Annotated in this window: 12 protein-coding genes and 1 riboswitch; all 12 genes read right to left on the bottom strand. The window is 46.3% G+C overall.

Annotation, left to right across the window (positions count from 1 at the left end; genetic code table 11):
* Positions 1-6 precede the first annotated feature (6 nt).
* The 12 genes from NSQ12_RS08685 to NSQ12_RS08630 all read right to left on the bottom strand — a co-directional run bounded on the left by NSQ12_RS08685 (position 7) and on the right by NSQ12_RS08630 (position 13,881).
* On the bottom strand, positions 7-708 hold the full coding sequence (locus NSQ12_RS08685; protein ID WP_003221498.1) for a phosphoadenylyl-sulfate reductase: 702 nt from the start codon (positions 706-708) through the stop codon (positions 7-9).
* Positions 709-872: 164 nt separating this feature from the next.
* Positions 873-978, bottom strand: a riboswitch (SAM riboswitch).
* A gap of 144 nt (positions 979-1,122) precedes the next feature.
* The gene (pyrE, locus tag NSQ12_RS08680; RefSeq protein WP_029317782.1) at positions 1,123-1,755 is read right to left on the bottom strand and encodes an orotate phosphoribosyltransferase; all 633 of its coding nucleotides are present in this window, start codon (positions 1,753-1,755) and stop codon (positions 1,123-1,125) included.
* Positions 1,752-2,471, bottom strand: a complete 720-nt coding sequence (gene pyrF, locus NSQ12_RS08675; RefSeq protein ID WP_173614079.1) for an orotidine-5'-phosphate decarboxylase — start codon at positions 2,469-2,471, stop codon at positions 1,752-1,754. Before pyrF ends, pyrE begins: the two co-directional genes overlap by 4 nt.
* Positions 2,440-3,375 carry a dihydroorotate dehydrogenase gene (locus tag NSQ12_RS08670; protein WP_015252123.1) on the bottom strand — a complete coding sequence of 312 codons (936 nt, stop codon included), beginning with the start codon at positions 3,373-3,375 and terminating at the stop codon, positions 2,440-2,442. The genes pyrF and NSQ12_RS08670 overlap by 32 nt, the downstream gene beginning before the upstream one ends.
* Entirely contained in the window at positions 3,375-4,145 is a 771-nt protein-coding gene (gene pyrK / locus NSQ12_RS08665; protein WP_339176477.1) for a dihydroorotate oxidase B electron transfer subunit, read from the bottom strand. The genes NSQ12_RS08670 and pyrK overlap by 1 nt, the downstream gene beginning before the upstream one ends.
* Complete coding sequence (carB, locus tag NSQ12_RS08660; protein WP_339176475.1) at positions 4,142-7,357, bottom strand: carbamoyl-phosphate synthase (glutamine-hydrolyzing) large subunit; 3,216 nt, start codon at positions 7,355-7,357, stop codon at positions 4,142-4,144. The genes pyrK and carB overlap by 4 nt, the downstream gene beginning before the upstream one ends.
* Positions 7,342-8,436, bottom strand: a complete 1,095-nt coding sequence (locus tag NSQ12_RS08655) for a carbamoyl phosphate synthase small subunit (RefSeq protein ID WP_003232115.1) — start codon at positions 8,434-8,436, stop codon at positions 7,342-7,344. Before NSQ12_RS08655 ends, carB begins: the two co-directional genes overlap by 16 nt.
* Positions 8,433-9,719 carry a dihydroorotase gene (locus NSQ12_RS08650; protein ID WP_003232117.1) on the bottom strand — a complete coding sequence of 429 codons (1,287 nt, stop codon included), beginning with the start codon at positions 9,717-9,719 and terminating at the stop codon, positions 8,433-8,435. The genes NSQ12_RS08655 and NSQ12_RS08650 overlap by 4 nt, the downstream gene beginning before the upstream one ends.
* Positions 9,703-10,617 carry an aspartate carbamoyltransferase catalytic subunit gene (locus NSQ12_RS08645; protein ID WP_339176473.1) on the bottom strand — a complete coding sequence of 305 codons (915 nt, stop codon included), beginning with the start codon at positions 10,615-10,617 and terminating at the stop codon, positions 9,703-9,705. The genes NSQ12_RS08650 and NSQ12_RS08645 overlap by 17 nt, the downstream gene beginning before the upstream one ends.
* A 143-nt stretch (positions 10,618-10,760) precedes the next feature.
* Positions 10,761-12,068, bottom strand: coding sequence for a uracil permease PyrP (gene pyrP, locus NSQ12_RS08640; RefSeq protein ID WP_076457736.1), 1,308 nt, complete (start codon positions 12,066-12,068; stop codon positions 10,761-10,763).
* Positions 12,069-12,241: 173 nt separating this feature from the next.
* Positions 12,242-12,787: a bifunctional pyrimidine operon transcriptional regulator/uracil phosphoribosyltransferase gene (pyrR, locus tag NSQ12_RS08635; protein ID WP_003232127.1), complete on the bottom strand. Its 546-nt coding sequence runs from the start codon at positions 12,785-12,787 to the stop codon at positions 12,242-12,244.
* 182 nt (positions 12,788-12,969) lie between these two features.
* Positions 12,970-13,881 (bottom strand): RluA family pseudouridine synthase, encoded by a 912-nt coding sequence (locus tag NSQ12_RS08630; RefSeq protein WP_003245307.1) that lies wholly within the window; start codon positions 13,879-13,881, stop codon positions 12,970-12,972.
* Position 13,882 lies beyond the last annotated feature (1 nt).

Raw genomic sequence — 13,882 nt, 5'->3', positions numbered from 1 at the left:
AGCTCCTTATTCATGCAGTCCGCATTCTGTTTTCGCCATACCATTCCATCTGCCTGAGCGCAAATCCTCTGCTGTAAAAGCGGGAGCAGTGCAAGGTGCACATCCAATACTTGGATATCCTTGGTCATGAAGCGGATTGTAGTCCAGTTCATTCCGGGATGTGTATCTCCAAATGTCTTTCCAAGTCCAATGGATAAGCGGGCAAACTTTTACTGACTTGAATTTTTCATCTTTGTTTAAGAAATTCGTATTGGCACGGCTTGGCCCTTGATCACGGCGCAGGCCGGAAAGCCAGGCTGGATGTCCTGAAAGCGCCTCTCTTAAAGGAACGACCTTTCTAAGATAGCAGCACTGATTCGGCTCTCTTTCCCATAGTTTGTCACCATGTTCTTCGGCTTGTTCCTCAAGGGTGAGGTCTGGTTTTTTCAGGATGATATTAAGACCCGGATAACGCTCTTTCACTCGTTCAATTGTTTCATAGGTTTCTTTAAAATGAAGTCCTGTATCAAGAAACACAATCTCTGCGTCTTTTTTCACTTTATAAATTAAGTCAATCAGAACGATTCCCTCAATTCCGAAACTGCAGGCATAAACAAGCTGATTGCCGTAATGGCCGTATGCCCATTTTAAAACTGACAGCGCTCCTTTATAAGGATCGTCTTCCGGAAATGTAATCGTTGGTTCTTCCCAATTATCGTACGTTAACATTTCTTCTTTCCTCCTTTCGGAGACAAACAAACAGTAGCTTTCTGCCGGTTGTCTTTTCCCAATTGTAATGTGATTCGCGGCTGCTGATATCACAGACAGCCTTTTTTCCTCTTAAAATAAAAAACTTTCAATCCGGCGGAAAGAAAGACAGGAACAGCATGCAGCCCTTATCTTTCAAAATGGAATTCATTTTGCTGGAAGTAGCACCTTACAAACTATGCAGGTTGCCGGGCTTCATAGGTCCAGTCCCTCAGCCGCTCTTGATAAGTTTTTAGATTTGTAGTAAATTTTAGCACAATTCTAACATAAGTCAACCCGACTTTTTTTATAGGATTAATAAAAAAACAGGCCTCACAGCCTGTTTTCAAGTACAGCAAGGCTTTGAAGCCTCTTTACATCATTTGAATTTATTTTTTATTTTTTAAACCAATCTTTTGACTCGGGATTTCGTTTCCATGTTTGCAGCTTTTTTAGATCATCTGAATGAATATTTCCGTTTTCAAGCGCGACCTCTGTGAGCGTATCATAATCAGTTAATGAGTAGTATAGCAGTTCTGCCTTTGCGAAGGCTTCCTCCGCTTTGGGAAGTCCGTACGTAAAGATTGAGACGACACCAAGCACTTCACAGCCGGCCGCTTGTAAAGCTGCACAAGCTTCAAGCACGCTGCCTCCTGTGGAAATTAAGTCTTCAATGACAACTGTTTTTTGCCCCTCTTGCACAGCTCCCTCAATCTGATTGCCTTTTCCGTGCGCCTTCGGCTTGCTCCTCACATAACACATCGGAAGATTCAAACGGTCAGCCGCTAAAGCAGCATGAGGAATACCGGCAGTTGCTGTTCCCGCAATCATTTCAGCTTCAGGAAAATGATCTTTGACAAGCTTGCTGATACCTGAAGCAACATCGTTTCTGACCTCTGGGAAAGATAGCGTAAGGCGGTTGTCACAGTAGATCGGTGATAAAATGCCGCTTGCCCATGTGAACGGCTCGTTCGGGCGTAAAAATACAGCTTGGATGTCTAATAGATGTTTTGCGATGATTTGTTTCAAGATTTGATTCCCTCCCATTCAAGTCTGACAGCCTTATAGGCTTTTACCGGGTCTTCCGCTTTTGTAATCGAGCGTCCTACTACAATCGCTGATGAACCTTTCTCTCTTGCAATGGCAGGCGTCGCCACGCGGACTTGGTCATTCGCAGCGTCCTCTGACATTCTGATCCCTGGAGTGACAGTCAGAAATGAAGGCGACACCGCTTGGTAAATGGCTTTTGCTTCATGAACAGAGCAGACCACTCCATCCAGTCCGCTTTCTTCCGCCTTTTTGCTGTAGTGCACAACCGTATCAATCAGAGACTTTTCGATCAGCAGTTCATCTTTCATTATTTGTTCAGATGTGCTTGTCAGCTGGGTTACCGCGATAAGTGACGGACGTTTTTTTCCGGCCGGCGTACCTTCTTCTAAGCCTTCGAGAGCTGCCTGCATCATTCTTTTGCCCCCAGCCGCATGAACATTGACGAGGTCTACGCCGAGACTGGCAAGGCGCTTCATCGCTTTGTTTACAGTGGTCGGGATGTCATGAAGCTTGAGATCTAAAAATAGCTCGCAGTTTCTTTCTTTTAATTGTTTCACGATAGATGGCCCTTCTTGATAAAAAAGCTCCATTCCAACCTTTACAAATAATGGTTCTTGATGAAAAGGCGCTAAGAACGCGAGTGTTTCTTCAGCTGATGCAAAATCAAGCGCGATGATGGGCAGGTTGTTTTTCATGATTCCAGCTCCTTCCGATGCATTCTTCAATTGATTGATAGCCGTATTGGAGCAAAACAGATGGGAGCTGTTCAATAATCTCTGGACATGCAAAAGGATTCACAAAGTTTGCTGTTCCGACAGCGACTGCGCTTGCTCCCGCGAGAAGAAATTCCAGGGCATCTTCAGCCGTTTGCACGCCTCCCATTCCGATAATCGGGATGTTGACCGCCTGGCTGACTTCATACACCATGCGAATGGCAACCGGCTTCACAGCAGGGCCCGAAAGTCCCCCTGTTTTATTCGCTAATATCGGTTTGCCGGTTTTTAAATCGAGTCTCATGCCGATTAGTGTGTTGATCATCGTAAGACCGTCCGCTCCCGCTTCCTCGATCGCTAATGCAATTTCTGTGATATTAGCCACGTTCGGGGATAGCTTCACATAAACGGGTACATCCGAAACCTCTTTCACCGCTTTTGTCAAATCGGCAGCCATTTCAGGATTCGTGCCAAAAGCGATTCCGCCTGTTTTCACATTCGGGCAGGAAATATTCAATTCAAGAGCATGAACATTAGGCGCTTTGCTGATATGTTCTGCGACTTCAACATAATCATCGACTTGAGAACCTGCGACATTGGCAATGATCGGTGTATCAAACTGCTCAAGCCACGGCAGCTCATGATGCAACACACTATCCAGCCCCGGATTTTGGAGACCGATCGCATTGAGCATTCCAGCACCAGTCTCAGCTACCCGCGGCGTCGGATTCCCAAAGCGCGGCTCCTTTGTCGTAGCCTTAATCATGATAGCTCCAAGACAAGACAAATCATAAAAACGTGAAAATTCTTTTCCAAAACCGAAGCAGCCTGATGCAGGAATGATTGGGTTTTTCAAATCAAGTCCCGGCAATTTCACCTCTAGCATTACAGCGCCACCTCCTGAGCTTTAAATACAGGCCCGTCGAGACATACTTTTACATAGGATGTCTCACTTTCGTTTGTATGGCACACACACGCGAAGCATGCGCCGATTCCGCAGCCCATTCGTTCCTCCATGGATAGATATACTTCTTTATGGGCATATTCCTGTTTTAACGCCTTGAGCATCGGTGTCGGCCCGCAGCTGAGGAGGATATCAAACTCTAGCTTTTTCCGTTTAATCACATCTGTGACAAATCCGGTTTCCCCGTAGCTTCCGTCAGCTGTTGCCACATACGTGTCTCCGTACTGCCGGCATTCTTCCTCGTAAAAAACATCCTTTGCCGATTGGAATCCTAAAACGTGGATGACATTTACCCCTTTTTCAATCAAGCGTTTCGACAGCTCTTGGAGAGGCGGCACACCTACTCCGCCTCCTACCAGCAAAGCCGTCTTTCCGGGTTGAACTTCATTAACAGGAAAGCCATTTCCCAAAGGCCCGAGGACATCCACAAGTTCTCCCTGCTGCTTCAGTGACAAGAGTCTTGTCCCTTCCCCATCTACCCGATAAATGATGGTGACTTCATTTTTTTCAAAGTTGACGTCTGCGATGCTGATCGGCCTTCTCAAAAGAGGCGTAACCGCTTCGCTCACTTTAAGATGAAGGAACTGTCCAGGGGTTGTAAACCCTTGGACAAGCTCCCCTTTCAGAACCATTTGATACACCCGGTCTGCAATTTGCTGGTTAGAACATACTGTCAAATACGCTTTTTTCATATAGTGACTGCCGCCTCCTGATTTGTGTTGACTGCCAGCATTTGATCAGCACGGAATGTCATGCTTTCCAGCACTCGCAATATCGCCTCTGCCGTATCTAACGATGTTAGGCAGGCAACACCATTTTCTACTGATTCACGTCTGATTCTAAAACCGTCTCTTGCCGGCTGCTTTCCTTTTGTCAGCGTATTGATGACAAACTGCGCTTCTCCGTTTCTGATGACGTCAAGCAAGTTCGGGCCATCCTGACCGATTTTTCCGACGACCTTTGCTGGAATGGAAGCTTCTTTCAGGTAGCCTGCCGTTCCTTCCGTCGCTAAAATGTTGTAGCCGATCGCGTGGAACCGCTTAGCAATGGCAAGCCCTTCTTCTTTGTCCTTATCAGCTACTGTTAAAAGCACGGAACCGTAGTTCGGGATTTGAATACCTGAAGCAATCAAGGCTTTGTAGAGCGCCTTTTCAAGTGTCGAATCTTTCCCCATGACTTCACCTGTTGATTTCATTTCAGGCCCTAACGTAATGTCCACTCTTCTCAGCTTGGCAAAGGAGAAGACCGGCGCTTTTACAAATACACCTTGCTGTTCAGGCTGAAGGCCCTCTGTATAGCCAAACGCAGCCAGCTTTTGACCAAGAATGATTTTTGTTGCGAGATTCGCCATTGGGATACCCGTAATTTTGCTTAAAAACGGTACGGTTCTGCTTGATCTCGGATTCACTTCTAGCACGTACACCTCACCTTGCGACAAGACGAATTGAATATTGAGCAAACCGACAATATTCAGCCCTTTAGCCAATGCAATCGTGTATTGTTCAATTTTTTTCTTAATGTCCTCTGTGAGAGACTGAGGCGGATAAACAGCGATCGAGTCTCCGGAGTGAACGCCCGCACGTTCAATGTGCTCCATAATTCCCGGAATGACGACTGTTTCACCGTCGGATACTGCATCGACTTCAATTTCTTTTCCGGTCAAGTATCTATCAATTAATACAGGGTGCTGTGGATTGATTTTGACTGCATTTTTCATGTAATGAAGCAGTTCCTCTTCATGGTACACAATCTCCATCGCCCGGCCGCCAAGTACATAGGAAGGACGCACCAGTACCGGATAACCGATATCACTTGCGATGCTTACCGCCTGATCAACTGATGTCGCTGTTTTGCCAAGCGGCTGAGGAACACCAAGTTCTCCAAGCGCTTGTTCAAATTTATCCCGGTCTTCCGCACGGTCTAAATCTTCTAATGAAGTTCCAAGGATTTTCACTCCGCGTGCAGAAAGCTCGTCAGCAAGGTTAATCGCAGTTTGTCCGCCGAACTGTACGACGACGCCCATTGGCTGTTCAAGGTCAATGATGTGCATAACATCTTCAATCGTAAGCGGTTCAAAATACAGCTTGTCTGAGATGCTGAAGTCTGTTGAAACGGTTTCCGGGTTGTTGTTGACAATAATGGCTTCATAGCCTGCTTGTTTAATTGCCCATACAGAGTGAACCGTCGCATAGTCGAACTCGACACCCTGACCGATTCGAATCGGACCCGAACCAAGCACCATCACACTTTTCTTATCTGTAACGACAGATTCATTTTCTTCTTCGTATGTGCTATAGAAGTATGGCGTTTCTGACTCGAATTCCGCCGCGCACGTATCTACCATTTTGAATACCGGCGCAATCCCCGCTTGTTTTCTCAAGCTGTAAAGCTCAGATTCTTTCATTTTCCACTCGCGGCTAATGTACTGATCAGAGAAGCCGAGTTCTTTTGCCCGTCTCAGCACATCCGTATTGCCCGCATTGGCCTTCAATTCTTTTTCAAACTGTACGATTCCGAACAGCTTATGCAAGAAGAAGACATCGATAGCGGAAAATTCATGGAGGTCTTCTACCGTGTAGCCTCTTCTGTACGCTTCAGCTAAGTAGAATAAGCGTTCATCACCGGCCTTTTTAATTCGCTTTTCAAGAAGCTCATCTGAAATGTCAGCGGCGTCCTTCAATTCAAGATGATACACATCCGCTTCCAGCGAACGCACTGCCTTCAGCAATGACTCTTCAAGCGTGCGGCCGATTGCCATGACCTCACCTGTCGCTTTCATTTGCGTGCCAAGCTTTCTGTTTGCTGATTCAAATTTATCAAACGGCCAGCGTGGAATTTTGGATACGACATAGTCAAGAGCAGGTTCAAATGCTGCATATGTTTTTCCTGTCACCGGGTTCATCATTTCATCTAATGAAAGGCCGACTGCAATTTTAGCAGCGAGCTTTGCTATCGGGTATCCCGTTGCTTTTGATGCAAGGGCAGATGAACGGCTGACACGCGGATTTACTTCAATAATGTAATATTGGAAGCTGTCTGGATCTAAGGCAAGCTGGACGTTACATCCGCCTTCGATGCCAAGCGCGCGAATCAGTTTTAACGAAACATTCCGCAAAAGCTGATATTCCCGATCGCTGAGCGTTTGGCTCGGCGCGACAACAATACTGTCTCCAGTATGGATTCCAACCGGATCAATGTTTTCCATGTTACAAACGACAATGGCGTGATCCTGGCTGTCTCTCATGACTTCATACTCGATTTCTTTATAGCCGGCGATGCTTTTTTCAAGCAGACATTGGTGTACCGGGCTTAATTTCAAGCCGTTCTCAACGATTTCTTTTAACTCTGTATCATTCGAGCAGATGCCTCCGCCTGTTCCGCCTAATGTATATGCCGGGCGGACAATGACAGGGAATCCAATTTGACTGACGAATTTTTCTGCTTCTTCAAGGGAGTGGATAATCTCACTTTCAGGCACCGGTTCATTCAGTTCATTCATTAATGTTCTGAACAAGTCACGGTCTTCAGCTTGCTGAATCGCAGACAGTTTCGTGCCAAGCACTTCGACGCCGCATTCTGCCAAAACGCCTCTTTCAGAAAGCTCAACCGCAAGATTCAAACCGGTTTGGCCTCCGAGTGTAGGAAGAATGGCATCCGGGCGCTCTTTTCTGATGATTCGTGTCAGGAATTCAGGTGTGAGCGGTTCGATGTAAACCCGGTCAGCCATTTCTGTATCTGTCATGATCGTGGCAGGGTTTGAGTTGACAAGGATGACTTCATAACCTTCTTCTTTCAAAGCAAGACAGGCTTGTGTTCCCGCATAGTCAAATTCCGCTGCTTGGCCGATGATGATCGGTCCAGATCCGATTACTAAAATTTTGTTAATGTCTACGCGTTTTGGCATACCGCTTCCCCTTCTTTCTCTGTTGTTTCGATCATTTCGATGAATCTGTCAAATAGATGGTTGGCATCCTCAGGACCAGGTGAGGCTTCGGGATGATATTGAACCGTAAATGCCGGCAATGTTTTATGCTTCAGCCCTTCAATCGTATCGTCGTTAATTGCGATATGCGTCACTTCCAGTTCTGTTTTACTGATAGACGAAACTGTATATCCATGGTTTTGAGATGTTAAGGCAACTTTTCCTGTAGCCAGCTCTTTTACCGGGTGGTTTGAGCCCCTGTGGCCGAATTTCATTTTTTCAGTATTCGCCCCGCACGCCAGCGCGAATAATTGGTGGCCAAGACATATTCCGAATAATGGCACTTTTCCAAGAACACCTTTAATCATTTCAATCGCTTCAGGCACATCCTTCGGGTCTCCAGGTCCGTTAGAAAGCATGATACCGTCCGGTTTCAGCTGAAGCACCTCTTCCGCTGTAATGTTGTAAGGCACAACGATGACGTCACATTTCCGTTTGTTCAGCTCTCTTAGAATCCCGTGTTTCATGCCGAAGTCAACCAAGACGATGCGTTTGCCTCTTCCCGGGCTCGGATATGCTGTTTTTGCTGATACTTGGGATACTTGATTTCTTGGCAATTCCGTTTCGTTCAGTCTTTTCAGCACTGCTTCGATATCTTCATCAGATGAAGCGAATGTTCCTTTTAGCGCGCCTGCCGTGCGGATCATTCTTGTCAGCTTCCTTGTATCAATTCCCTGGAGTCCGGGAATGTTTTTCATTTTTAAATACTCGTCTAAGGTGTATGCTGAACGCCAGTTGGAAGGCAGCTCACATAATTCTTTGATGATCAGCCCTTTGACAAAAGGGGTAATGGATTCAAAATCATCACGGTTAATGCCGTAATTTCCGATAAGCGGGTATGTTAATGTTACGATTTGTCCGCAGTAAGAAGGATCAGATAAAATTTCCTGATAGCCTGTCATCCCAGTATTAAAAACGACTTCTCCCATGTTGTGTTCTAAGCTTCCGAAAGCTTCTCCCTCGAATACCGCTCCGTTTTCCAGTACTAATCGTCTCTTCATTTGACAAGTCTCCCCTCTTCATAAGCAAGCTTCCCTGCCGCAATTGTAGCGACCGGCCAGCCGGTGCAGCTGATGCCGTTGAATGGTGTATTTTTTCCTTTTGATAAAAATGTCTCTTTGTCTATAACTGCTTCTTTTTCTAAATCGATTAACGTAATATCCGCAGCTTGCCCCGTTTGTAATGTTCCATATGGGAGACCGAACGCTTCGCATGGCTTGATTGTCATGTAGTCAATCAGCTGCTTCAGCGACCAGCTGCCATTTTTGACAAAGTGTGTGTAAAGAAGCGGGAATGCTGTTTCTAAGCCGACAATTCCGAATGGCGCCAGTTTCATTTCTGTGTTTTTCTCTTCTTCCGTATGCGGTGCATGGTCTGTTGCGATAAAATCAATTGTTCCGTCTAAAAGACCTTCAATTAAAGCAGCTCTGTCTTCTGCACTGCGGAGCGGCGGATTCATTTTATAGTTTGTGTCCAGCCCCGGGATGTCCTCATCACAAAGCAGCAAATGATGCGGCGACACTTCTGCTGTCACTCTGATTCCCGCTTTTTTCGCATCGCGTACAACTCTGACAGATTCTTTCGTGCTGATATGGCATACATGATAATGGCAGTTTGCCGCCTCAGCCAGCAGCACATCGCGGGCAATATGAACCGATTCACACACAGAAGGAATGCCGTTTAGCCCGTTCGCTTTGGAGAATGTCCCCTCATGTACGCTTCCTCCGTAAATTAAGGAGTTGTCCTCGCAATGTGCAACAATCGCTTTGTCAATTGCAGCTGCCCGTTTCATCGCTTCATACATCATACCTGCTGTCTGTATACCAACACCGTCATCTGTAAAAGCAAATGCCCCGGCTTCTTTTAATGCTTCAAAGTTTGTCATTTCATCGCCGATTTGCCTGATCGTAATGGATGCATATGGAAGAACTCTGACGCATGATGTTTCTTTAATTCTGTTTTGCACCCATTCCATCTGCTCCTTTGTATCAGGAACTGGCCGCGTATTCGGCATTGCTGCTACTGTAGTGTAGCCGCCACGTGCCGCCGCTTTGGCCCCGGTTTCAATAGTTTCTTTTTTCTCTCCGCCAGGCTCTCTGAAATGCACGTGGAGATCAACAAACCCAGGTGAAACGAGCAAACCTTTTGCATCAATTACCGTTTCATTATCCGTTGCATCAAGCTTGCCGATTGCGGTGATGGTTTCTCCAGTCACTCGGATATCCGCTTCTGTTTTTTCACCATTTTCATTTAGTATCCAGCCGTTTTTAATGAGATATGACATATGCTGCTTCTCCTCTTTTCACATTGGTTTGTAAGGCATGCTGTATCACTGCCATTCTGATAAATACGCCATTTTGCATTTGCTTGAAGATTCTTGATTTTTCGCTTTCTACTAAGCTGTCATCAATCTCCACTCCTCTGTTTACCGGAGCAGGATGCATGATGATCGCATGCCGCTTCATACGCTCAGCCCGTTCTACGGTCAAGCCGTATTTGTTTAAATAGCCTTCCTGGCTGACAGCGGACTGATGTCGTTCATTTTGAATGCGCAGCAGCATGACGACATCGGAAGACTCAACTGCTTCATCCATTGAAACATACGTGCCGAATGTATTTTCTTCATCCTGCCATGCCGAAGGGCCGGAAAATAGGACCCGGGCACCCAATCTTGTCAACACTTCCGCATTTGACCTTGCCACTCTGCTATGCTTGATGTCGCCGTGAATGGAGACGGTAAGCCCTTTGAACGTATTGAACTCTTCATAAATCGTCATTAAATCAAGCAGTGATTGTGTCGGATGCTGGCCGCATCCGTCTCCCGCATTCAGAATCGGAATGTTCACCTGGCTGACAAGCTCTTCATAATACTCATCCTCACTGTGCCTGATGACGCAGACGTCCACACCGATTGATTCGAGCGTCCGGATCGTGTCATATAAGGTTTCGCCTTTTTGCACGCTTGTGCTAGTTCCATCAAGGTTGAGCACATTCATGCCCAGCTTTTTTTCTGCGACCTCAAAGCTGAACCGCGTTCTCGTGCTCGGTTCGAAAAACAGGTTTGCTGCAAACTTTCCTGAAAGCTGATTGTCTGTTTTTCCGCATTTAAGGTCTTGTGCTGTTTGAAGCAAATCTTTGATTTCCTCAGTGCTGAGTTCACTCATCGTCGTTAAATGCTTCATGTTCTTTCCCCTCTCTTTTCAACTTAAGGCTGAAAAAACCCCGGTCTAAGATAGACTCGGGGTATGGTTAAATAGAGGGCAGCATTGAAGCTTCCTTCTCTTCATAACCCTTCCAAGCCTCTCTGGACTTTCATTAAAAGGTTTTAGATATGATGTTGTTCAGATGTGTCTGTCTGCTCTTCCTTCGCCTGCGGAAGAATCAGGTTTAAGATGACACCGACAATTGCGGCAAGCGCCATTCCTGACACTTGGAATCCGCCTTGAGACACTTGGATAAAAGCGCCTCCTACACCGATGACAAGGATAACTGATGTAATAATGAGGTTTCTGTTGTTTTCATAATCAATTTTGTTGTCAATGAGCATTCTCAGGCCGCTTGAAGCAATGATTCCGAACAGCAGGAAGGAGACGCCTCCCATGACCGCTGACGGCACTGAACTGATCAGCGCTGAAATTTTGCCGATAAAGCCGAAGCAACAAGCAATCACTGCCGCTCCTCCGATGACAAAGACGCTGAATACTCTTGTGATGGCCAGCACGCCAATGTTTTCTCCGTAAGTCGTTGTCGGCGGACCGCCGATCAGGGAAGCGAGGATTGTCGCCACACTGTCACCCATAATAGAGCGATGAAGACCTGGCTTTTTAATGAAGTCTTGTCCGACAACCTTGCTCAGCACCATTTGGTGGCCGATATGCTCTGACATTGTGACAAATGCGACAGGAACCATTGCGGCTGCGATGCCGAGTGTAACTGACGGTGAATAATCTTTGAACGGAATGATAAATTCAGGCACTGCAAACCATTTCGCGTCAAGCACCGGCTGGAAGTTGACAATCCCTTGAGTAAGGGCGAACAGGTATCCGCCGATGATTCCGATCAGAACCGGAATCAGGCTTAAAAATCCTCGTAAGAAAATTGCACAAATGATCGTGATTGCCAGCGTAACTCCTGCGACACTAAAGTGCTTTAAGCTGTAGACCAACTCACTCGCGTTTGGATCAGCATACATCGCCATGTTTACCGCAGTGCTTGCCAGTCCCAGCCCGATGACGATAATAACAGGCCCTACGACTACTGGCGGAAGAATCTTCATCAGCCATCCTGTTCCAAGCTGCCTAATCAATAAGGCAATCAGCCCGTACACCAGCCCTGCAAGAAACGCTCCAACCATTGCCGCTCCCGGCCCGCCGGTCGCTTTTACCAGAATGATCGGAGAAATAAAGGCGAAGGACGAACCGAGATACGCCGGAATTTGCCCTTTCGTAATAAGAAGGTACGCCAGTGTTCCGATGCCGCTTGTCACCAACGCCACAGCAGGACTCATTCCGACGAGCTTCGGAACCAAAATGGTTGAGCCAAACATGGCAAACAAATGCTGAAGGCTGAATGAAACCCAAGAGAAAGGTGTCGGGACATCCCTGACCCCTAAATTTACTTTTTTCTTACTCATGATGATTTCCCCCTGATTGTTGACTTTCATTTTAGGATGACTCAATGACTGTATAAAAAAACCTCTTTGCTTTTTTACGCAAAGAGGCATACAAAGACCTGCCGAATGCTTTTTGGGCCTTTGTTGTGCACCTCTTTGCAACCTCTCTGGATTGCCCTTAAAAAGGTGATCTATTATTCGTTTTCATAAATGGCGACGAGATCGTTTTGGTCCACCTCATCAAGCTGAACCATAACCTTTTCAGACTTTGATGTCGGGATGTTTTTCCCGATATAATCCGCTCGGATCGGCAGCTCCCGGTGTCCTCTGTCCACAAGCACTGCAAGCTGAATGGAGGAAGGTCTGCCTACATCAACAAGCGCATCCATTCCTGCTCTGACTGTTCTTCCGGTATACAGAACATCATCAACGAGAATGACTTTTTGATCTGTGATATCTACCGGAATATCTGCACCTTTTACAAGCGGTTCATCGTTGCTCGTTTTTTTAGAAAGATCGTCTCTGTAAAGAGTAATATCAATTTCACCGACTGTAACAGGGTTTCCCTCAATCTGTTCAATGCGTTCCGCAAGGCGTTTTGCCAGGTAAATCCCTCTTGTCTTAATGCCGACAAGAATGCAGTTATTCATTCCTTTATTGCGTTCGATCATTTCGTGAGCAATCCTGGTCAGCGCCCGTCTGATTGCCTGTTCGTCGAGAATGACAGCTTTTTGATTCAATGTGTGACACCTCACAGTTCATATAGAAGAAAAAACCCCTCCTGCCAGAGCATAGAGGGGTTTTAGGACAAGGTGCGCGCCTATACACGCATCCCGTCTATCCGTTATCCTTCTCAGCCTCTCTGGACTGTTTTAAAGAATCTATTCAGCTTCGTTTATTATTTCAGAAAAGAAACCCTCTGTCAACCGTTTTTTCTGAGGTTTTCGATTAATTCTGCCATATCCTCAGGAAGCGGCGCTTCAAATTCGACATATTCTCCTGTTCGTGGATGGTCAAAACCTAAAACTCCCGCGTGAAGCGCTTGGCCATTAAAGTCGATTGTTTTTCTTGGGCCGTATTTCGGATCGCCTGCTAATGGGAATCCGATATATTTCATATGAACACGAATTTGATGGGTTCTCCCTGTTTCAAGCTGGCATTCCACTAACGTAAAGTCCTGAAAACGCTCAAGCACATGAAAATGAGTGACAGCGTTTTTGCCATCACGTGTCACAGTCATGCTTTGACGATCTTTTTTATCCCGTCCGATCGGCGCGTCAATTGTGCCGTCATCATGAGAAATAAGCCCGTGGACAACCGCCGTATACTTTCGTGTGACCGTTTTGTTGACCAATTGATTTACAAGTGACTCGTGTGCCATATCATTTTTCGCCACCATTAATAAGCCGGACGTGTCCTTATCGATTCTGTGAACAATCCCCGGACGCATCACACCATTTATTCCGGAAAGGTCTGTGCAATGAGCCATAAGGCCGTTTACAAGTGTGCCCGTAAGATGCCCGGGTGCTGGGTGAACAACCATTCCGCGAGGTTTGTTGACGACCAGCACATCCTGGTCCTCATAATAAATATCGAGATCCATAGGCTCTGCCAGAACGTCGAGCGCTTCCGGTTCGGGTACAGTGACGGTCACCTGATCACCCGGCTGAATTTTGTAATTCGCTTTCACCGCGCTTCCGTTCACGACAACCTGTCCGTCTTTTACCCATTGCTGAACCTGGGTTCTTGACCAATCATTCTCAGTCGATGCCAAAAATTTATCAATCCGCTCACTTTTTTGTTCTTCTGAAGCGGTTATATCAATTTGATTCATG

This window comes from Bacillus sp. PS95 (genome assembly GCF_037963565.1).
Classification (GTDB): Bacteria; Bacillota; Bacilli; order Bacillales; family Bacillaceae; genus Bacillus; species Bacillus subtilis.
The sequence above is the reverse complement of the archived record's forward strand: the minus strand, read 5'-3'. Positions and strand labels throughout refer to the sequence as shown.

Excerpts from the sequence above, each read along its gene's own strand:
- pyrF (WP_173614079.1), bottom strand. The coding sequence starts at position 2,471 with ATGAAAAACAACCTGCCCATCATCGCGCTTGATTTTGCATCAGCTGAA.
- NSQ12_RS08645 (WP_339176473.1), bottom strand. The coding sequence starts at position 10,617 with ATGAAGCATTTAACGACGATGAGTGAACTCAGCACTGAGGAAATCAAA.
- NSQ12_RS08630 (WP_003245307.1), bottom strand. The coding sequence starts at position 13,881 with ATGAATCAAATTGATATAACCGCTTCAGAAGAACAAAAAAGTGAGCGG.
- NSQ12_RS08655 (WP_003232115.1), bottom strand. The coding sequence starts at position 8,436 with ATGAAGAGACGATTAGTACTGGAAAACGGAGCGGTATTCGAGGGAGAA.
- pyrK (WP_339176477.1), bottom strand. The coding sequence starts at position 4,145 with ATGAAAAAAGCGTATTTGACAGTATGTTCTAACCAGCAAATTGCAGAC.
- carB (WP_339176475.1), bottom strand. The coding sequence starts at position 7,357 with ATGCCAAAACGCGTAGACATTAACAAAATTTTAGTAATCGGATCTGGA.
- NSQ12_RS08670 (WP_015252123.1), bottom strand. The coding sequence starts at position 3,375 with ATGCTAGAGGTGAAATTGCCGGGACTTGATTTGAAAAACCCAATCATT.
- NSQ12_RS08685 (WP_003221498.1), bottom strand. The coding sequence starts at position 708 with ATGTTAACGTACGATAATTGGGAAGAACCAACGATTACATTTCCGGAA.
- pyrP (WP_076457736.1), bottom strand. The coding sequence starts at position 12,068 with ATGAGTAAGAAAAAAGTAAATTTAGGGGTCAGGGATGTCCCGACACCT.
- NSQ12_RS08650 (WP_003232117.1), bottom strand. The coding sequence starts at position 9,719 with ATGTCATATCTCATTAAAAACGGCTGGATACTAAATGAAAATGGTGAA.